A 19,182-nucleotide genomic window follows, 5' to 3' on the forward strand; every position below is an offset into this window, starting at 1 on the left:
CCATCCAGATCGGAGATTTTCGTGAAAGTCGTTCACACCATTGAAGAGTTGCGCGACCAGTTGCGCGGGCAGTTGCGTGTCGCCTTCGTGCCCACCATGGGCAACCTGCATCAGGCGCATCTTTCTCTGATGAAGATGGCGCGCCAGCACGGCGACCCGGTGGTCGCCAGCATATTCGTCAATCGCCTGCAATTCGGCCCGAACGAAGACTTCGACAAATACCCGCGCACGCTCGCGGCGGACATCGAAAAGCTCGAACGCGAGCGCGACGTCTATGTGCTGTTCGCCCCGAACGAAAAGGAAATGTATCCCGAGCCGCAGAATTTCCGCATCCAGCCGCCCGCCGACCTTGGCGGCATCCTGGAAGGCGAGTTCCGGCCCGGCTTCTTCGACGGCGTCAGCACCGTGGTCATGAAGCTGTTTTCCTGCGTGCAGCCCAGCGTGGCCGTTTTCGGGAAGAAGGACTACCAGCAGCTGATGGTGGTCCGCAACATGTGCCGCCAGTTCCAGCTGCCGGTGCGCATCCTGGCGCATGAAACCGTGCGCGACGCCGACGGCCTGGCCCTGTCGTCGCGCAATATGTATCTGCAGCCGGCCGAACGGGCCGAGGCGCCCCAGCTGTACGCCTGCCTGCTGGCCGTCCGCGACGGCATACTGGCGGGGAACGCGGACATCGCCGCGCTCGAAGCCGAGGCCAGGAACCGCCTGGCGGGCCGCGGCTGGGACGTCGACTACATTTCCTTGCGCCGCCAGCGCGACCTGCTGGCGCCCACCGCCGACGAGGTCGCAGAGGGCGAGCCGCTGGTCGTTCTGGCCGCCGCCAAGCTGGGCAGCACCCGGCTGATCGACAACCTGGAAATCTGTAAGAAGTGACAGGAGATTTGCCCTTGCAACTATGCCAGAATGGCCTCCGAAATGATAATTACATCAGGAGACCACCATGGTGCCACCCCACCAGCCCGAGCATTCTTCACCGTTCTCAGTGCTGACACCGCGCGAGCGCGACGTCATGCAGTACGTGGCGCGCGGCAAACCCAACAAGATCATCGCGGCCGAACTGGGCGTTTCACAACGCACCATCGAAGCCCACCGCGCGCGCATTTTCCAGAAAATGCAAGTCAGGAACGCGGTCGAACTGGCGCACCGCGTATTGTCCAACGGGCGGCTCAGCTAGGCTGCGCGGCGCCCGGCAGGCTGCAGTTCAGCGGTTCGCCCGGCAACTCGGCGATGCCGTCGATATCGGGCTGGCGAGTCAGGCGGTGTTCCACCAGCGGTTGCACGTCGTCCAGCGTAAGAATACGCAATACGTTGTCGTTGACGAAGCTCAGGCTGGCCTTGCCGGCCTGGTTGTTCTTCAGCATCAGCACGATGCGCAGCGGGTCCGTGCCGGTGACGTCCCAGCAGCCCTGCTGAGCCATGGGTTTTTGTTCGGGCGTGCCCAGCAAGGTGGTTCGCGCGCGCCATTCGCCGCCGGGGGCGAGCGTCAGGGTGATGCGCGCCGCCGTGCACCCGGTATTGCCGGGCGGGCAGGGCACGGTGCCCAGAAAGGTCTTGGCTTCGGTCAGCGGCCTGGCTTTGGCCGCCGCGGCGCGTTCCTGGGCGGCTTCCGGCTGGGCCTGCTGCGCTTCCTGGCGTCCGAAGCCCAGCTGTATCTGGGACGGCGCCCGCGCGCCGCTACGGCCCTGGGCCTGGTTCTGGGCGTCGGAAAGCGTGCTTTCGCGGGGGACGTCGTAATAGCCCGGGCGGCTCTGCTGCGCGCAGCCCGCCAGGCCGACGGCAAGCAGCATGGCGCCCAGGGGTTTCAAGTAAACAGTGCGTGGTCGAAGGGGGCTGGACATGGCGGTTTCGAAGTCCGAAAGACGAAATACAAGCATTCTACGCATTAATCGCTCCGCGCGAAAAGCTTTCCATGCCGGCCGGCCCCGGCAGGGCTTCTGACATGATCACCGCCCCATGCGCGCTGCCGGCCATCGCGGCCGGCTCCGCCGGCTTCGTCCTGGGGGCCGCCTGCGCCAGGGCCGTCGCCGCCTACGCCCGCCTGGTCGACGGCGGCCACGACATAGACGGCCCGACCCTGCTGCGGGCCCTGCGCGCGGGTTTCGGGGTTGCCGGCCAAGCCGGCCGGCATGGCGGGCCGGCCATGCTGTGCTGCGGCCTGGTCATGGCGGCGGCCTGGGCGGGCCTGTATTGCCATGCCGGGTTCAGTCCTGCGTTCTGGGCCCTGGCGCCGGCCGCCGCCATGCTTTTGCTGCTGGCGGGCATAGACATGCGCACGTCCCTGCTGCCCGATGCCCTGACGCTGCCGCTCATGTGGCTCGGGCTGCTCGCTTCCTGGGCGGGGCTGGGCCTGCCCCTGCACGACGCCCTGGCCGGCGCCGCGTGCGGCTTTCTCTTCCTGTCCGTGCTGGCCCACGGCTTCCACCGGCTGCGCGGCCGGCCCGCCATGGGCGGGGGCGACGTCAAGCTCCTGGCGGCGCTGGGCGCCTGGACGGGCTGGCAGGACCTGGCCTGGGTGCTGCTGATCGCATCATGCCTGGGCATCGCCTACGCCATGCTGCGCCAGCGCCGCCTGCTTCCGCGCGGCGCATATCCTTTCGGTCCGTGCCTGGCCGCGGGCGGGGTGGCTGTTTTCATGCAAGGGACTGCGGTACATTCGTGGTTTTCATAGCATGGGCGCGTCTTATGTACAAAATCGGCCTCACGGGCGGCATCGGGTCGGGTAAAAGCCGGGTCGCCGATCTTCTGGCGGAATGGGGCGCGGCCGTCATCGACACCGACGTCATCGCCCACGAACTCACCGCGCCGGGCGGCGCCGCCATGGAACCCATACGGCAGCATTTCGGCCCCGACGTCGTCGCTCCCACCGGCGCCCTGGACCGCCAAGCCATGCGCGAGCTGGTCTTCGACAGCCCCCAGGCGCGGCAACAACTTGAATCCATTATTCACCCGATGATAAAGTCGGTGGTTCAGCAGCGCGCGGAAGAAGCGCAAGGGTGTTATCTGGTGGTGGTGGTCCCCCTGCTGGTCGAGTCCGGCCAGTGGCGCAACCGCCTGGATCGCATATGCGTCGTCGACTGCGACGAGGCCACCCAGATCCATCGCGTACACGCCCGCAGCGGGCTGACGGAGGGAATTATTACGCGTATCATGTCAGCACAGGCCACACGCCGCGAGCGTCTGGCCGTTGCTGACGACATAGTGCTCAACGATGCCCATACCAGCGTCGAACAGCTCGTCGCCCGCACGCGGTCCTTGCACGAGAACTGGTGCAAGCTGGCCCGGCAGGCCAGCTGATCCGCCAAGGTAGGCGCAGCGGCCGCTTTTCTTTGCTTTCCGCGGCGATTCGCAACGCGGCGTGGCAAGCACGGCGCCTGGGTTGAGTGTTCGAATTAACCAGACGGCACACTAGTCAATGAAAAGGTTTTTGGTCGCGTGATTCTTTATGAATATCCTTGCAACGAACGCGTGAGGTCTCTATTAAGAGTCGAGCATCTGTTCGACAGGCTGTTTTTTTTCGCAAAAGGCGCCGACGTCCATCACCACCAGATATCGGTCGCCACCCTGTTCGATCTGCTCGACATCTGTGACCGCACCGACTTGAGAGGCTCCGTCCTGCAGGACCTCGAACGGCAGCGCGTGGCGCTCAGCGCGCTGCGGCAGCACCCGGGCGTCGACCCCGATACGCTGGACGCCATGCTGGCCCAGATCCAGGGCGCATCGTCCGAACTCGGGGCCCAGGGCCGCATCGGCCAGGAACTGCGCGACAATGAATGGCTGGCCAGCTTGCGCGGCCGCATCGCGGTTCCCGGGGGCTCGTCCCAGGTGGACATGCCCTCTTATTTTTCCTGGCAGCTCAAGCCGCCGGAACAGCGGTCCGTCGATCTGAAGCGCTGGATCACCCCTTTCATGCCCTTGTACAACGGGTTGGCGCTCATCCTGCGCCTCCTGCGCGATTCCGGCGACGTGGTCGACGTCGTCGCCCGCCAGGGAGCCTACCAGGAAATGCTGGGCGGCAAGGTTTTCCAGCTGCTGCGCGTCTGGGTCGACGCCGCGCTCAACATCTTTCCCGAAATGAGCGCCAACAAATATGTGATCTGGGTGCGCTTCGCCGCCCAGGACCGCGAGCTCAAGCCCCAGCCGGTCACCTCCGACGTCCCCTTCAAGCTCGCCCGCTGCAATATCTGATCTTCATACACAGTTGTTGCGTTCCATTTCAAATTGATCTTTTCGGCGTCCGCGGCGCTGCCAATAGGCGAAAATAGCGCCTGTTTCGTTCGACTCCGGAGATCACTGCATGTCGGATCCTGTTTCCGATCTTCCCACTCGCAAACCGCGGCGCTGGCCCTGGGTTCTGGTCTTGGTATCGCTGGTGGCGGCGGGGTACTGGTTCTGGAGCGCCAATCAGGGCAAATCCACCAGCGGTTTCCGGCGTTTCGGCGGGCCCATGTCCGGCGCTTCCGTCCCCGTGAAGGCGGCGGTGGTCGAACAAGGCAAGATCGACTACATCCTCAAGGCCATCGGAACGGTGACGGCATTCAACACGGTCACGGTGCGCAGCCGCGTGGACGGCGAACTGCTCAAGCTCGAATTCCAGGATGGCCAGAAAGTCCAGAAGGGCGACATCCTGGCCCGCATCGATCCGCGCAACTACCAGATCCGGCTCGATCAGGCGCTGGGGCAGCAGAAGCAGAACGAAGCGCAGCTGAAGAACGCCCAGAAGGACCTGCAGCGCTATCAGCTGCTGTACAAGCAGAATTCAATCGCGCGGCAGCAGGTCGATGCCCAGGAGGCCCTGGTGCAGCAGCTGATCGGCGCCCGGACGTCCGACCAGGCGGCGGTGGACGACGCGCGCCTGCAGCTGGAATACACCGACATCGTCGCGCCCATATCGGGCCGGCTGGGGCTGCGCAAGGTCGACGAAGGGAATATCGTCAATGCATCCAGCACGGACGGCATCGTCGTCATCACCCAGACGCAGCCGATTTCCGTATTGTTCACGCTGCCGCAGGCGCAGCTGCCGGACGTCCTGGCCCAGCTGCGCGGCGGCAACACCCTGGCGGTCGAGCTCTACGACCGCGACGACATCCGCAAGCTCGCCGACGGCGAACTCATGTCCCTGGACAATCAAATCGACGTCGCGACCGGCACGGTCAAGATGAAGGCGCGCTTCGCCAATGAGGACGAAGCGCTGTTCCCCAATCAATTCGTCAACGTCCGCCTGAAGGTCGAGACCCGCCAGGCCTTGGTATTGCCGACCGCGGCCGTCCAGCACGGCTCCATCGGCTCTTTCGTCTATGTGATCGACGAGCAGAACAAATCGCGCATCCAGGCGATCTCGGTCGGCCGGGTCGACGGCCGGCGCACCGAGGTCCTGTCGGGCCTGTCGGCCGGCCAGAAGGTGGTTACCGAAGGCACGGACCGCTTGCGCGACGGCGCGGCCGTCGAAATCAGCGAGCCGGGCGCCGGCAGGCCGGCACCCGCGGCCGGCGAAAGGCCGGCGGGCGGCCCGGCGCGAGGCAGCGCGCCGCCTGCGGGCAGGAACCGTCCGTGAACCTGTCCCGTTTATTCATCCTGCGCCCCGTGGCCACCACCCTGGCCATGGTCGCCTTGCTGATCTCCGGCCTGCTGGCCTACCGCCTGCTGCCGGTGTCGGCGCTGCCGCAAGTCGATTACCCGACCATACAGGTCAGCACCCTGTATCCGGGCGCGAGCCCGGACGTCGTCACCGCGCTGGTGACTTCCCCGCTGGAGCGCCAGTTCGGCCGCATGTCCGGCATGACGCAGATGATGTCCTCGAGCTCGGGCGGCTCGTCCGTCATCACCCTGCAGTTCGACCTGGACCTGCCGCTGGACGTGGCGGAACAAGAGGTGCAGGCGGCCATCAACGCGGCATCCAGCCTGCTGCCCAACGACCTGCCGGCTCCGCCCATCTACAACAAGGTCAATCCGGCCGATACGCCGGTGATCAGCCTGGCGGTGACGTCGCCGACCCTGCCGCTGCACCAGGTGCGCGACCTGATCGACATCCGCGTGGCGCAGAAGCTCTCGCAGATCTCGGGCGTCGGGCTGGTCAGCATTGCCGGCGGCCAGCGCCCGGCCGTGCGCATACAGGCCAATCCGGGCACGCTGGCGGCGCGCGGCCTGACGCTTTCCAGCTTGCGCTCGGCCGTCGTCGGCGCCAACGTGAACCAGCCCAAGGGCAATCTGGACGGGCCGGAAAGGTCCACCACCATCAACGCCAACGACCAGCTGAAGTCCATCGAGGACTATGAGTCGCTGATCGTCGCCTACCAGGACGGCGCGCCCTTGCGGCTGCGCGACGTGGCCGAGGCGCGGCAGGGCGCGGAAAACATCCGCCAGGCGGCCTGGCTGGGGTCGACGCCGGCCATCTTGCTGAACGTGCAGCGCCAGCCGGGCGCCAACGTGATCGAGGTCGTGGACCGGGTCAAGCAGCTGCTGCCTTCGCTGCAGCAATCGCTGCCCACGGGCGTGGACATCTCCGTCGCGGCCGACCGCACGGAGACCATACGCGAATCCATCCATCACGTGCAGGTGGAGCTGATGCTGGCCGTGGCGCTGGTGGTGCTCGTCACCTTCGTCTTCCTGCGCAGCTGGCGCGCCACCTTCATCCCCAGCGTGGTCGTGCCGCTTTCTTTGGTGGGCACCTTCGGCATCATGTACCTGGCCGGCTTCAGCATCAACAACCTGACGCTGATGGCCCTCACGATCGCCACGGGCTTCGTCGTGGACGACGCCATCGTCATGATCGAAAACATCGCGCGGCACATCGAAGAGGGCGAGAGCGCCCTGGCGGCCGCGCTCAAGGGCGCCTCGCAGATCGGCTTCACGCTGGTGTCGCTGACCTTCTCGCTGATCGCGGTGCTGATTCCGCTGCTGTTCATGAGCGACGTCATCGGCCGCCTGTTCCGCGAGTTCGCCATCACCCTGGCGGTGGCGATCCTGCTGTCGCTGGTCATCTCTCTGACCCTGACGCCCATGATGTGCGCGCGCATGCTCAAGCCCGAGTCCGAAATGGACTACGGCCGCTTCCAGCGCAAGGCGGGGCAATGGATGGACGGCCTGACGCGCAGCTACGACCGCGGGCTGCGCTGGGTGCTGGGGCACCAGCTCATCACCTTGTGGTTCGCCCTGGCCACGCTGCTGTTCACCGGCTTGCTGTACGTCGCCGTGCCCAAGGGGTTTTTCCCGCAGCAGGACACGGGCCTGATCCAGGCCATCAGCCAGGGGCCCCAGACCGTTTCGTTCGCGTCCATGTCGCAGCGGCAGCAGCAGGCGGTGGCGCGCATCCTGCAAGACCCGGACGTGCAGGCGGTCACGTCCTTCATCGGCGTGGACGGCACCAACGCCACCCTGAATACCGGCCGCATGCAAATCGCGCTGAAGCCGCTGGACCAGCGCGGCGCCACCGCCGCCGACATCATCGAGCGCCTGAGCGCCGAGTTGCGCGACCTGCCCGACCTGCAGGTATACATGCAGCCGGTGCAGGACCTGACCGTGGACGACAAGGTCAGCCGCACGCAATACCAGATGACGCTGTCGCACCCGGACCACGCCACCCTGCTGGCCTGGACGCCGCGCTTCGTGGACGCCCTGAGGCGGCTTGCGCCCTTGCGCGACGTGGTCGACGACTTGCAGGGCGGCGGGCTGGAGACCACGCTGGTCATCGACCGCGACGCCGCCGCGCGCCTGGGCATCAGCAATTCCACCATAGACGAGGCTTTGTACGACGCCTTCGGGCAGCGCCTCATTTCCACCATATTCACCCAGTCCGCGCAATACCGGGTGGTGCTGGAAGTCGCGCCGCAATATCGCCAGACGCCGGCCGCGCTGGCGCAGATCCACGTGCCCACCGAAAGCGGCGCGCCGGTGCCGATCAGCAGCGTGGCGCGCATCGAGCAGAACAGCGCCCTGCTTTCCATAGACCGCCTGGGCCAGTTCCCCGCCACCACGATCTCCTTCAACCTGGCGCCGGGCGCGGCCCTGTCGGACGCGGTCGAGGCGATTCGAGGCGCCCAGTCGGAGCTGGGCATGCCGGAATCCGTCGACCTGCGCTTCCAGGGCGCGGCCCGCGCCTTCCAGGCGTCCCTGTCCAGCACGCTATGGCTGATGCTGGCCGCCGTGGCGACCATGTACATCGTGCTGGGCATCCTGTATGAAAGCTACATCCACCCCGTCACCATCCTGTCGACGCTGCCGTCCGCCGCCATCGGGGCCTTGCTGGCGCTGCTGCTCAGCGGTTCCGACCTCGACATGATCGGTGTGATCGGCATCATTCTGCTGATCGGGATCGTGAAGAAGAACGCGATCATGATGATCGACTTCGCCCTCGACGCGGAACGCTCGCGCGGGCTGGACCCGCGCTCCGCCATCCACGAGGCCGCACTGCTGCGTTTCCGGCCCATCCTGATGACGACGCTGGCGGCGCTGTTCAGCGCCATCCCGCTGATGCTGGCGACCGGCTCGGGCGCCGAGCTGCGGCAGCCGCTGGGCCTGGTGATGGTGGGCGGGCTGCTGTGCAGCCAGGTGCTCACGCTCTTCACCACGCCGGTCATCTACCTGATGTTCGACCGCCTGGCCCATGCCCGGCGCGGCCGGCGCTTGCAGGCGGGCACGCCGGGCGGGTTGCGGCCATGAGGTTCTTCTCCCTCTTCATCATGCGGCCCGTGGCGACGACGCTGTCCTGCCTCGCCCTGGTGATGTCGGGGGCGCTCGCCTACTTCTTCCTGCCGGTGGCGCCGCTGCCCCAGGTGGATTTCCCCATGATCTCGGTGACGGCCAGCATGGCGGGGGCCAGCCCCGAGACCATGGCGTCCAGCGTGGCGACGCCCCTGGAGCAATCGCTGGGCTCCATCGCCGGCCTGTCCGAAATGAGTTCGCGCAGCACCGAAGGGTCCACGCGCATTTCCCTGATGTTCGACATGGAGCGCGACATCAACAGCGCCGCGCGCGACGTGCAGGCCGCCATCAACGCCGCGCGCAGCCTGCTGCCGTCGAATCTGCGCAACAACCCGACCTATCGCAAGGTCAACCCCTCGTCGGCGCCCATCCTGGTGCTGGCGCTGACCTCGCGCACCGCCACCCAGGGCGAGCTGTACGACCTGGCATCCACCGTGCTGGCGCAGAAGCTGTCCCAGGTGGCCGGCGTGGGCGAGGTCGAGGTGGGCGGCAGTTCCTTGCCGGCCATCCGCGTGAGCCTGAACCCCAAGGCGCTGGCGAGCGCGGGCGTCGCCCTGGACGAGGTCCGGTCGGCGCTGTCCAACGCCAACACCATGCGGCCCAACGGCGTGGTGGAAGACGGCACGCATCATTGGCAGATCAGTTCGGGCGGGCAGCTCACCCGGGCCGAGCAGTATCGCCCGCTGATCGTCGCCTGGCGCGACGGCTCGCCCATCCGCCTGCGCGACGTGGCGACGGTCGAGGACTCGATCGAGAACCTGTTCAACACGGGCTTCTTCAACGACAGCCCCGCCGTGCTCTTGACGGTGCGGCGCCAGGCCGACGCCAACATCATCGAGACGGTGGACAGCATACGCGCGCAGCTGCCCGTCTTCCAGTCCATGCTGCCGGCGCACGTGTCGCTGACGCTGGCGCAGGACCGCACGCCCAGCATCCGGGCGTCGCTGCACGAGGCCGAGATCACGCTGATCATCGCCGTGGTGCTGGTCGTGCTGGTGGTCCTGCTGTTCCTGGGCGACCTGCGCGCGGCCCTGATACCCGCCATCGCCGTGCCGGCGTCGTTGATCACGACCTTCAGCCTGATGCTGCTGTTCGGCTATACGCTGAACACGATCTCGCTGATGGCGCTCATCGTGGCCACCGGCTTCGTGGTGGACGACGCCATCGTGGTCCTGGAAAACATCATGCGCTACCTGGAAAAAGGCGTGCCGCCCTTGCGGGCCGCGATGCGCGGGGCGCGCGAAGTCGGCTTCACCGTGCTGGCGATGAGCCTTTCCCTGGTGGCGGTGTTCATTCCCATGCTGCTGATGGGCGGGCTCGTCGGCCGCCTGTTCAAGGAATTCGCCGTCACGCTTTCGGTGTCCATTCTGGTGTCGCTGCTGATCTCCGTTACGGTGACTCCCATGATGTGCGCGCGGCTGCTGCGGCGGGGCGCCGGGGAGCGCCGCGAGGGGCTGCTGCGGCGCATGCTGCGGTCCATGGGGGATTTCTTCTGGAACGGATACAAGTCCTCGCTGGGCTGGGCGCTGCGCCACAGCCGCATCATGCTGCTGCTGCTCGTGGCCACCATAGGCTTGAACGGCTATTTGTACACGGTCGTGCCCAAGGGGTTCTTCCCGCAGCAGGACACCGGGCAGCTGCTGGGTTTCTTCCGGGTGGACCAGGGCACGTCGTTCCAGGCCATGAAGCCCAAGCTGGAGCACTTCCGCAACATCCTGCTGCAGGACCCCGCGATCGCGAGCGTCACCGGCTTCGGCAGCGGCCGGGGCGGCAGCAATTCCAGCTTCATGATGATACAGCTCAAGCCGCTGCAGGAGCGCAAGGTCAGCGCCATACAGGTGGTGAACCGCCTGCGCGGCCGCCTGCAGGGCGTGCCGGGTGCGCGCCTGACGCTGGTGCCGCAGCAGGACATCTTCATGGGCGGGCGGCAGGACACCGGCGGCTCCTACGATTACGGCCTGCTGGGCAGCGAGCTGGCGATCCTGAAGGAATGGCTGCCGCGCGTGCAGCAGGCGCTGGCGGGCCTGCCGGAGCTCGTCGACGTGGACACGGACATCGAAGACAAGGGCCGGCGGGTCGAGCTCGTGATAGATCGGGACGCGGCCACGCGCCTGGGCGTGAACATGTCCATGATCGCCGCGACGCTCAACAATTCCTTCAGCCAGCGCCAGGTGTCGGTGATCTACGGGCCGCTGAACCAGTATCACGTCGTGATGGGGGTGGACCCGCGCTATTCCCAGGACGCCGAAGCGCTCAAGCAGGTCGAAGTGGTGACCAAGGACGGCAGCCGCGTTCCGCTGTCCGCCTTCACGCGCTTCGAAATCGGCAATGCGCCGACGAGCGTGCGGCACGAAGGCCTGTTCGCGTCGGAGTCCATTTCCTTCAGCCTGGCGCCTGGGGTGTCGCTCGAACAGGCCACCCGGGCGGTGGAAGACGCCGTGGCGCGCACGGGCCTGCCCACCCAGCAGATACAGGCGGGCTTCCAGGGCACGGCCCAGGCGCTGCAGCAGTCCATGGCCCAGCAGCCCTGGCTGATTCTGGCCGCGCTGCTGACCATGTACATCGTGCTGGGCATCCTGTATGAAAGCTATATCCATCCGATCACCATCTTGTCCACGCTGCCGTCCGCCGGCATAGGCGCGCTGCTGGCCCTGATGCTGGTCGGCGAGGAATTCTCGCTGATCGCCCTGATCGGCGTGTTTCTCCTGATCGGCATCGTCAAGAAGAACGCCATCATGATGGTGGACTTCGCGCTCCTGGCGGAAAGGCGCGAAGGCATGTCCTCGCGGGAAGCCATCTACCAGGCCTGCCTGGTCCGCTTCCGGCCCATCATGATGACCACCATATCGGCGCTGTTCGGCGCGTTGCCCCTGGTGCTGGCTTCGGGAGCGGGCGTGGAGATGCGCCGGCCTCTCGGCCTGACCATCGTGGGCGGGCTGATACTCAGCCAGATGCTCACCCTGTATACGACGCCGGTCGTGTACCTTTACCTGGACAAGCTAAGCCTCTGGGCCAAGCGTCGGCGGGCGGCGCGGGCGGGGGGCGAACCCGGGGAATTGCGGAACGTATGATGAAAGAAGAATTGCTGCCGAAATCGACGCCTTTCCGTGCCATGCGCGCTCTTGCGGCGTCGGGCATGGCCTTGGCGCTTTCGGCCTGCGCCGTGGGGCCCGACTACCAGCGCCCGGCCATGGACCTGGGCCAGGCTTACAAGCAGTCGTCCTCGGCGCTGCAGGCGGCGGTGGTCGATGCGGGCGTGAACCCCGGCTGGATTCCGGCGGCCTCATCGGCGCCGCTGCGCGGCGACTGGTGGCTGCTGTTCGACGACCCGATGTTGTCGGGCTTGATGCGGGACCTGAACAGCGCCAACCTGAACATCGCCCAGGCCGAAGCCCAGTACCGGCAGGCGCAGGCGCAGTTGCAGGGCGCGCGCGCCGGCTTCTTTCCCACGGTCGGCGCCTCCAGTTCCGCCAGCCGTTCGGGCACGGGCAGCGCCGGTTCGTCGTCGGGCTCGTCCAGTGTCTCGAACCAGTATTCCCTGAGCGGCACCGTGAGCTGGGAACCCGACCTGTGGGGCCGGATAAGCCGCACGGTGGAAGCCGGCGAGGCCGGGCTGCAGGCGGGCGGCGCTGACCTGGCCGCCACGCGCCTGAGCATGCAGTCCACCCTGGCGCAGACTTATTTCGACCTGCGGGTCACGGATGCCGAACGCCGCCTGCTGCAACAGACCGTCCAGGCCTACACGCAGTCCCTGGCGCTGACGCGGAACCGCTACGACGCCGGCATCGCGGCCCAGGCCGACATCGAAACCTCGACGGCCCAGCTCGAGAACGCCCGGGCCCAGGCGCTGGCCCTGGACCGGCAGCGCGCCCAGCTGGAAAACGCCATCGCCGTCCTGCTCGGCCGGACACCGGCGGAATTCTCGCTGCCCGAGACCACGGTGGCGGCGCGGGTGCCGGTCGTGCCGGTCGAACTGCCTTCGGAACTGCTGCTGCGGCGGCCGGACGTCATCGCCGCCGAGCGCCGGACCGCGCAGGCGAACGCCCGCATCGGCGTGGCCCAGGCCGCCTGGTTTCCCAACCTCGCCCTGACCGCGCAGGGCGGGTTCCGCAGCGGCCAGTGGGCGCAATGGCTCACGGCGCCGGCCAGCTTCTGGTCGCTGGGCCCGGCGCTGGCGCTGACCATCTTCGACGGCGGCGCGCGCGAAGCGCAATTGCGGGAGGCCCGCGCCGCCTATGACGCCCAGGCCGCGAATTATCGGCAGACCGCGCTCACGGCCCTGCGCGAGGTGGAGGACTATCTGGTGCAGCTGTCGGTGCTCGGCCATGAGCAGGTGGTCCAGGGCCGCGCGCTGGCGGCGGCGAGGGAATCGTTGCGGCTCACGCAGAACCAGTACCAGGCCGGGCTCATCGACTATCTCAGCGTGGTCCAGGTCGAGACCACGGCCCTGAACGCCGAACGTTCCGCCCTGGCCCTGGTGGCCGGCCGCCTGGCCGCCAGCGTGCAGCTGATCGCGGCGTTGGGCGGGGGGTGGAACCCCGAGGCCGGGACGGCGGGGCCGGTTCCCGTGCAGGAGCCCGGCGCGGAAACGCCGCCGCTTTAAATCCGCCGGATCCCGGCGATGCCGTGCGCGCCATGGCGGCGCGCGTCCGCGAGCGTGGCCTCGGACTGGCCGCCGATGGCAAAGACCGGCAGGCCGGCGTCCCGGGCCAGTTCGGCGAAGCGAGCCCAGCCCATGCCGGCCTGGCCCGGATGCGACGGAGTGTCGAGCACATGCCCCAGCACGGCGAAATCGGCGCCGAGGGCGCGCGCGGCATCCAGGTCCGCCGCTGTGTGTGCCGAGACGCCCAGCAGGCCGGGCGCGACCGATTGCAGCGGGCGGGTGGCATCCGCGCCCGAGGCGGGCACGCCTGCGGCCCGGAGCCGGGCGTCGGCGGCCCGCAGGTGCACGCCGTCGGCTTCGGCCCACCAGCTTTCGGGGTGGCAGCTGTTCACCAGGCAGCGCGCGCCGTGCCGGCGGCATTGCCGCAGGACCCGCCTGAAGGCCGCGTGGGCGTCCTCGGCGCCATTGCCCGCCCATGCGGGCTCCCGGAACTGCACCAGCCTGACGCCCGCCGACAAGGCCTTCTCCAGCCTGGCGAGATAGGCCGCCAGGCCGTCGGCGCCGCCGATGGCGGTGATCAGGTAGCGGTCGGGCAGCCGCAGCCAGCGCAAGGGCGGCTCGGTGGCGGGCAGCAGCGGGCCGACCGGCAGGGGCGTGCGCGAGGGGTCCACCCAGGCGAGCTGCTGGTCCTCCATGCATCTGGGCTCGCCAACCCAGCCGCGCACCTGGCAGAAGGCCAGCTGCACGATGTTCTTCGGATATTCGTGCGTGTAGGTCACCCAGGGGGACGCGTCGGTGACCTCGATGTCCAGCTCTTCCTTCAGCTCGCGGGCCAGCGCCTCCAGCACGGTCTCGCCCGGCTCCAGCTTGCCGCCGGGGAGCTCCCACCAGCCCGGCCAGGGCTTGTCCGCCGGACGCCGGCCCAGCAGCACGCTGCCGTCCGGCTTCAGGATGACGCCCGCCGCGACGCGGATGAAAGGCTTGCCGGCGGCATCGCCGGGCGCGGGCGCGTGCGTGGGATCAGACATGGCGGGCCGCCCAGTCCCGGGCGAATTGACGCGCCACCCGGCCGGACCGGGAACCGCGTTCCAGCGCCCACTGCAGCGCTTCCGTGCGGGATGCCTCGATGTCTTCGGGCGAGCAGCCGTGTTCGGCCAGCCAGTAATAGACGATGTCCAGGTAGTCGTCCTGCTTGAAGGGATAGAAGGACAGCCACAGGCCGAAGCGTTCCGACAGCGAGATTTTTTCCTCGACGGTTTCGCCCGGATGGATTTCGCCGTCGCTCTGGTGCTTGGCGCTGAGGTTCTCGCTCATGTATTCGGGCATGAGATGGCGGCGGTTGGACGTGGCGTAGATCAGCACATTGTCGCCCGATGCGCTGACCGAGCCGTCCAGCACGGATTTGAGCGCTTTGTAGCCGGCTTCGCCTTCCTCGAAGGACAGGTCGTCGCAGAAGATGATGAAGCGTTCCGGGCGCCCGCTGACCAGGTCGACGATGTCGCCCAGGTCGGCCATGTCGGACTTGTCGACTTCGATCAGGCGCAGGCCCCGGTCGGCATAGCTCGCCAGCATGGCCTTGACCAGCGAGCTCTTGCCCGTGCCCCGCGCGCCCGTCATCAGCACGTTGTTCGCCGGCTTCTTGTCGAGGAAGTGCCGGGTGTTGCGGTCGATGATCGCTTTTTGGCGCTCGATGTGCTGAAGGTCTTCCTGCTGGATCGTGGATACGTTGCGCACTGCGTCGAGCCAGCCCCGGGCGCCGCGCTTGCGCCAGCGGAAGGCATGGGCGGTCCAGTCTATTTCCGGCGGGGCGGGCGGGAGCCACGCTTCCAGTTGCGCCAGGACCCGCTCGGCGCGACCGATCAGCGTGCTTAAATCGTAGGCAGTCACAATTGTCTCCAAAGCAGTGAGGTATGGGGAAACCAGCATTATCGCCAATTTGGCGCGCGCGATCCGGCTTTCCGCATCACCCCGGCCCGCGCGCCCGCCATTGCGGGTCACGTATAATCTTGGCTACCCATTACACCGTCCGGATCACGCTTTGAACCTTTCCGAGTTACTCGCCCCCATTGCAGACGACATGAAGGCCGTCGACGCCGTCATCCGCGCTCGATTGAATTCAGAAGTGGTGCTCATACGCACGATAGGCGATTACATCGTTGGAGCCGGCGGCAAGCGCATGCGCCCGGCCATGCTGCTCATGGTGGCCAAGGCGCTGGGCTATCAAGGCAGCAACCATCACCTGCTGGCGGCCGTGGTGGAATTCATCCACACCGCCACGCTGCTGCACGACGACGTGGTCGACGAGTCCGACTTGCGGCGCGGCCGCAGCACCGCCAACGCCGTGTTCGGCAACGCCGCCAGCGTGCTGGTGGGCGATTACCTGTATTCCCGCTCGTTCGAAATGATGGTGGAATCGGATTCCATGCCCGCCATGACCGTGCTGTCCGGCGCCACCACCGTCATCGCCGAAGGCGAGGTCCTGCAGCTGCTCAACGTCCATGATCCCGACGTCTCGCTGGAGCGCTATCTGCAGGTGGTGCGCTACAAGACCGCCAAGCTGTTCGAAGCCGCGACCCAGGTCGGCGCCATCATCGCCGGCGCCACCGGCGAGCAGGAAGCGGCCGCCGCGGCATACGGGCGCCACATCGGCACCGCCTTCCAGCTGATCGACGACGTCCTGGACTACAGCGGCGACGCCGAGGCGCTGGGCAAGAACGTGGGCGACGACCTGCGCGAAGGCAAGCCCACCATGCCGCTCATCCGCGTCATGGAAGTCGGCACGCCGGGCCAGAAGCAATTGATCCAGAACGCCATACGCACGGGCGAGGCCGATTTCGCCGCCGTCGCCCACGCCATACGGGAAACCAGGGCCCTGGAATACACGCGGGACGCCGCCGTCGCCGAGGCGAAACTGGCGCGCGAAGCCCTTGCCGGCTTCCCGATTTCCGTTCATCAAGAATCTTTGTTAGAATTTTGTTCTTTCGCGGTAAACCGCGATCATTGAATCCCGAGTTGCCGGCAGCCCTCACAGGCCGCCGTCAGCGAGCGCCAAGAAATCGGGGCGTAGCTCAGCCTGGTAGAGTACTACGTTCGGGACGTAGGAGTCGGAGGTTCGAATCCTCTCGCCCCGACCAATATGCAGTGGAAAAAGCCCTTGTTTTCAAGGGCTTTTTTTTGGCCTGCGGGCCGAATCGCATGCGTATTTCCGTGACGGAACGCCAGGGCCGGCGCCATGCTGAAGCCGGCCGCTTGCGCTTTGCTACGACCGGCTCGTGTTCTTGAGCCGGTCGATCAGTTCCAGCCTCGCCCTTTCGACGTGCTGGGTCGCGGCTTCGGCCGCCGCGGCGGCTGATCCGTTGAGTATGTGGCGTGCGATCGTCGCGTGTTCTTCCCATGCCCGGGTGGGAACGGCCGGGTGATCCAGCACCATGAGCATAGACCGCATCAGATGAGGCCATTGCCCGGCCATCATGGCGCTCACCGCGCTGTTGCCGCTCAGCTGGTAGATGCTCATGTGGAAGCGCGAATCGGCTTTGACCATCAAGTACACCGGAGCGCCGCTGGAAAGATTTTCGTGCCCGATCTCCAGCGCCGTCCGCATGGCCTCGACCCTGGCTTCGGGGGCCTGCCGGTTCTTGATTCTTTCGGCGCTCAACGACGCGGCCAGAGGCTCCAGAGACACCCTTGCCTGATACAGGTGGAAGATGTATTCGTCATTGACGGGCGTGACTTCCACCCCTTGTTTGCCCGCATCCCGCAACAGCCCCTGGTGCCGCAGCAGCTGCAGGGCATGGCTTATGGGTTGGCGCGAGACCCCGAGGCGCTCCGCCAACACCGCCTGCCGCACCCGTTCCCCGGGTTTCAGCTCTCCGCGCGTGATGGCCTCGAGGAGGCGTTCGTACACTTTCTCGATGTAATGCGTGTTCGTTTCCATGGAATTCTGAATTCCGGTTACCAAGATCATTCTCCGTATTTCAAGTCAGGATCAAATAATAAACCATAAATCTTCTGATTAATCGTGGGTATAAAGTTTATATATTTGATTTTAAAGAAAAAAATATAATCGATAGCATTCCTGCAATGGAAATATGGTAATTGACGTTACACAAAATGAACTGATAGGATACTTCAAAACGAAAATTGGAATTCCAAATTCAGTTCCATACCAGCAAGGAGACAATCATGAAGCTTACCCAACAACAGCTGGCTCAGTTCGACGAGCTGGGCTACGTATTTCTGCCGGACTGTTTTGCCGCGGACGAGGTCGCCGCCCTGAAGGCCGCCTCGGCCGAGGCCCTGAGCCAGCAGCGTCCGGAGGTATGGCGCGAGCGCGACGGAACGCCTCGCACGGCGTTCGCCTGCCACACATATAGCGAGGCATGCAGGCTGCTGGCATCGGACGAGCGCTTGGTGGACCCCTTGGTCCAGCTGTTCGAAGAAGAAGTCTACATCCATCAGTTCAAGATCAACGCCAAGGCGGCATTCACCGGCGAAGTATGGCAGTGGCATCAGGATTTCCCCACCTGGAACAAAGACGACGGCATGCCCGAGCCGCGCGCCATGAACATCGCGGTTTTCCTCGATGACGTATTGCCCATCAATGGGCCGCTGATGATCGTTCCGCGCAGCCATAAACTGGGTGCGATCGATTCCAAGCACGATCTCGAGACCACTTCGTATCCGTTATGGACGCTGGACAACGAAAAAGTCACCGAGCTGGTCGAAAAAAACGGCATCGTCACCCCCACCGGCAAGGCGGGCTCGATGCTGATGTTCCATGCAAACATCGTCCACGGATCCGCGGGCAACATAACGCCTTATCCGCGCCGTATCGTGTATCTCACGCTTTCCGCGCTTTCGAACGCCATTCGCAAGCCTACCCGCCCCGAGTTCATCGCTCACACCGACTTCACCCCGGTCGCGGCGGCGCCGGCAGGGGTGCTCAAGGAATTTGCCAAGCAGACGACCGCGGCGGCCGTGGCGGCATAAGCGGCCGCAAGGCCGGCAATCAATCGTAAAAGCATCTTGGGGCGCCTCACGCGCCCCGCGGGATTCGTGAGTGGAACTATGGCAGAGCGCATGAAGGGCAAGGTGGTTTTGGTGACGGGCGCCGGGTCTTCGGGCCCGGGCTGGGGCAACGGCAAGGCGGCGGCCGTGCTGTACGCCCGTGAAGGAGCAAAGGTATTCGCGGTCGACTACCGCCTCGAAGCGGCGGAAGAAACCGCAAAGCTGATCACGGACGAGGGCGGAATATGCGTGGCGCATCAGGCCGACGTCTCCAGCAGCGCCGATGTGCAGGGCATGGCGGAAAAATGCCAGGAGGTTTTCGGCCGGATCGATGTTCTGCACAACAACGTGGGCATCGTGGAAACGGGCGGGCCGGTCGAGGCAAGCGAAGAAAGCTGGAATCGCGTGGTCGCGGTCAATCAAACCAGCGTTTTCCTGACGTGCAAGCACGTCATCCCCCAGATGCTCAAGCAAAAGAGCGGGTCCATAGTCAATATAGGCTCCATCGCCGGGATCCGCTGGATCGGCTTTCCCTACCTGGCCTATTCGGCGACGAAGGCGGCGCTGCTGGCCATGACGTCGAACATGGCGGTCCAGTACGCCGCGGACGGCATACGCGTCAATTGCGTATTGCCCGGGCTGATGAACACCCCGCTGATCAGGGAGCCCCTGGTCAAGAACTACGGCGGCGACATCGACTCCATGATCTCGCAGCGGGACCAGTCCGTGCCCATGGGGCGCATGGGCGACGGCTGGGATACCGCATACGCGGCATTGTTCCTGGCATCGGACGAAGCTCGTTACATCAGCGGCACGCACCTGGTCGTTGACGGAGCACTGACCGCGCGCAGCGCCTAGGCTGCCGCGCACCCTCC

The 19,182-nt window shown here is 66.0% G+C and carries 16 protein-coding genes and 1 tRNA gene; 13 read left to right on the top strand and 4 right to left on the bottom strand.

Features of this window, described 5'->3' with window-relative positions; genetic code table 11:
- The first annotated feature begins 21 nt into the window (after nt 1-21).
- Complete coding sequence (gene panC / locus H0A72_RS06260) at nt 22-873, top strand: pantoate--beta-alanine ligase (RefSeq protein WP_180154214.1); 852 nt, start codon at nt 22-24, stop codon at nt 871-873.
- A gap of 67 nt (nt 874-940) precedes the next feature.
- On the top strand, nt 941-1,174 hold the full coding sequence (locus H0A72_RS06265) for a response regulator transcription factor (RefSeq protein ID WP_180154215.1): 234 nt from the start codon (nt 941-943) through the stop codon (nt 1,172-1,174).
- On the opposite strand, the gene H0A72_RS06270 is transcribed toward H0A72_RS06265, so the two are convergent.
- The gene (locus H0A72_RS06270; RefSeq protein ID WP_180154216.1) at nt 1,167-1,838 is read right to left on the bottom strand and encodes a copper resistance protein NlpE N-terminal domain-containing protein; all 672 of its coding nucleotides are present in this window, start codon (nt 1,836-1,838) and stop codon (nt 1,167-1,169) included. The genes H0A72_RS06265 and H0A72_RS06270 overlap by 8 nt on opposite strands.
- 101 nt (nt 1,839-1,939) lie before the next feature.
- On the opposite strand from H0A72_RS06270, the gene H0A72_RS06275 reads away from it, so the two are divergent.
- The 7 genes from H0A72_RS06275 to H0A72_RS06305 all read left to right on the top strand — a co-directional run bounded on the left by H0A72_RS06275 (nt 1,940) and on the right by H0A72_RS06305 (nt 13,300).
- The gene (locus H0A72_RS06275) at nt 1,940-2,668 is read left to right on the top strand and encodes a prepilin peptidase (protein WP_180154217.1); all 729 of its coding nucleotides are present in this window, start codon (nt 1,940-1,942) and stop codon (nt 2,666-2,668) included.
- Between the two features lie 14 nt (nt 2,669-2,682).
- Nucleotides 2,683-3,294 carry a dephospho-CoA kinase gene (coaE, locus tag H0A72_RS06280; protein WP_180154218.1) on the top strand — a complete coding sequence of 204 codons (612 nt, stop codon included), beginning with the start codon at nt 2,683-2,685 and terminating at the stop codon, nt 3,292-3,294.
- A gap of 138 nt (nt 3,295-3,432) precedes the next feature.
- Complete coding sequence (zapD, locus tag H0A72_RS06285; protein WP_180154219.1) at nt 3,433-4,185, top strand: cell division protein ZapD; 753 nt, start codon at nt 3,433-3,435, stop codon at nt 4,183-4,185.
- 109 nt (nt 4,186-4,294) lie between these two features.
- Nucleotides 4,295-5,551 (top strand): MdtA/MuxA family multidrug efflux RND transporter periplasmic adaptor subunit, encoded by a 1,257-nt coding sequence (locus tag H0A72_RS06290; protein ID WP_180154220.1) that lies wholly within the window; start codon nt 4,295-4,297, stop codon nt 5,549-5,551.
- Nucleotides 5,548-8,655, top strand: a complete 3,108-nt coding sequence (locus H0A72_RS06295; RefSeq protein WP_180154221.1) for an MdtB/MuxB family multidrug efflux RND transporter permease subunit — start codon at nt 5,548-5,550, stop codon at nt 8,653-8,655. The genes H0A72_RS06290 and H0A72_RS06295 overlap by 4 nt, the downstream gene beginning before the upstream one ends.
- Nucleotides 8,652-11,768 carry an efflux RND transporter permease subunit gene (locus H0A72_RS06300; protein WP_180154222.1) on the top strand — a complete coding sequence of 1,039 codons (3,117 nt, stop codon included), beginning with the start codon at nt 8,652-8,654 and terminating at the stop codon, nt 11,766-11,768. Before H0A72_RS06295 ends, H0A72_RS06300 begins: the two co-directional genes overlap by 4 nt.
- A complete protein-coding gene (locus H0A72_RS06305; RefSeq protein ID WP_246436866.1) occupies nt 11,765-13,300 on the top strand; it encodes an efflux transporter outer membrane subunit in 1,536 nt (511 codons plus the stop codon). Before H0A72_RS06300 ends, H0A72_RS06305 begins: the two co-directional genes overlap by 4 nt.
- On the opposite strand, the gene H0A72_RS06310 is transcribed toward H0A72_RS06305, so the two are convergent.
- Together H0A72_RS06310 and H0A72_RS06315 are read right to left on the bottom strand one after the other, a co-directional pair.
- On the bottom strand, nt 13,297-14,328 hold the full coding sequence (locus H0A72_RS06310) for a Nudix family hydrolase (protein ID WP_180154223.1): 1,032 nt from the start codon (nt 14,326-14,328) through the stop codon (nt 13,297-13,299). The genes H0A72_RS06305 and H0A72_RS06310 overlap by 4 nt on opposite strands.
- Nucleotides 14,321-15,187, bottom strand: coding sequence for a DUF815 domain-containing protein (locus H0A72_RS06315; RefSeq protein WP_180154224.1), 867 nt, complete (start codon nt 15,185-15,187; stop codon nt 14,321-14,323). The genes H0A72_RS06310 and H0A72_RS06315 overlap by 8 nt, the downstream gene beginning before the upstream one ends.
- A 151-nt stretch (nt 15,188-15,338) precedes the next feature.
- Here H0A72_RS06315 and H0A72_RS06320 point away from each other — a divergent pair, with 151 nt between their 5' ends.
- Entirely contained in the window at nt 15,339-16,304 is a 966-nt protein-coding gene (locus tag H0A72_RS06320; RefSeq protein WP_180154225.1) for a polyprenyl synthetase family protein, read from the top strand.
- A 53-nt stretch (nt 16,305-16,357) separates the two neighbouring features.
- A tRNA-Pro gene (locus tag H0A72_RS06325) sits at nt 16,358-16,434 on the top strand.
- A gap of 125 nt (nt 16,435-16,559) precedes the next feature.
- Here H0A72_RS06325 and H0A72_RS06330 read toward each other — a convergent pair.
- Nucleotides 16,560-17,234, bottom strand: a complete 675-nt coding sequence (locus H0A72_RS06330; RefSeq protein ID WP_246436865.1) for a GntR family transcriptional regulator — start codon at nt 17,232-17,234, stop codon at nt 16,560-16,562.
- A gap of 248 nt (nt 17,235-17,482) precedes the next feature.
- Between H0A72_RS06330 and H0A72_RS06335 the strand changes: the two genes are divergently transcribed.
- Together H0A72_RS06335 and H0A72_RS06340 are read left to right on the top strand one after the other, a co-directional pair.
- Nucleotides 17,483-18,289 carry a phytanoyl-CoA dioxygenase family protein gene (locus tag H0A72_RS06335; RefSeq protein WP_180154226.1) on the top strand — a complete coding sequence of 269 codons (807 nt, stop codon included), beginning with the start codon at nt 17,483-17,485 and terminating at the stop codon, nt 18,287-18,289.
- 78 nt (nt 18,290-18,367) lie between these two features.
- Entirely contained in the window at nt 18,368-19,165 is a 798-nt protein-coding gene (locus H0A72_RS06340; protein ID WP_180154227.1) for an SDR family NAD(P)-dependent oxidoreductase, read from the top strand.
- The last annotated feature ends 17 nt before the right edge of the window (nt 19,166-19,182 follow it).

Origin of the sequence: Parapusillimonas granuli, from assembly GCF_013416525.1 — a bacterium.
Classification (GTDB): domain Bacteria; phylum Pseudomonadota; class Gammaproteobacteria; order Burkholderiales; family Burkholderiaceae_B; genus Parapusillimonas; species Parapusillimonas granuli.

Coding starts and splice junctions, on each gene's coding strand:
- H0A72_RS06305 (WP_246436866.1), top strand. CDS start 11,765: ATGATGAAAGAAGAATTGCTGCCGAAATCGACGCCTTTCCGTGCCATG.
- H0A72_RS06310 (WP_180154223.1), bottom strand. CDS start 14,328: ATGTCTGATCCCACGCACGCGCCCGCGCCCGGCGATGCCGCCGGCAAG.
- H0A72_RS06275 (WP_180154217.1), top strand. CDS start 1,940: ATGATCACCGCCCCATGCGCGCTGCCGGCCATCGCGGCCGGCTCCGCC.
- H0A72_RS06265 (WP_180154215.1), top strand. CDS start 941: ATGGTGCCACCCCACCAGCCCGAGCATTCTTCACCGTTCTCAGTGCTG.
- H0A72_RS06290 (WP_180154220.1), top strand. CDS start 4,295: ATGTCGGATCCTGTTTCCGATCTTCCCACTCGCAAACCGCGGCGCTGG.
- H0A72_RS06335 (WP_180154226.1), top strand. CDS start 17,483: ATGAAGCTTACCCAACAACAGCTGGCTCAGTTCGACGAGCTGGGCTAC.
- coaE (WP_180154218.1), top strand. CDS start 2,683: ATGTACAAAATCGGCCTCACGGGCGGCATCGGGTCGGGTAAAAGCCGG.
- H0A72_RS06340 (WP_180154227.1), top strand. CDS start 18,368: ATGGCAGAGCGCATGAAGGGCAAGGTGGTTTTGGTGACGGGCGCCGGG.
- H0A72_RS06270 (WP_180154216.1), bottom strand. CDS start 1,838: ATGTCCAGCCCCCTTCGACCACGCACTGTTTACTTGAAACCCCTGGGC.
- H0A72_RS06300 (WP_180154222.1), top strand. CDS start 8,652: ATGAGGTTCTTCTCCCTCTTCATCATGCGGCCCGTGGCGACGACGCTG.
- H0A72_RS06330 (WP_246436865.1), bottom strand. CDS start 17,234: ATGGAAACGAACACGCATTACATCGAGAAAGTGTACGAACGCCTCCTC.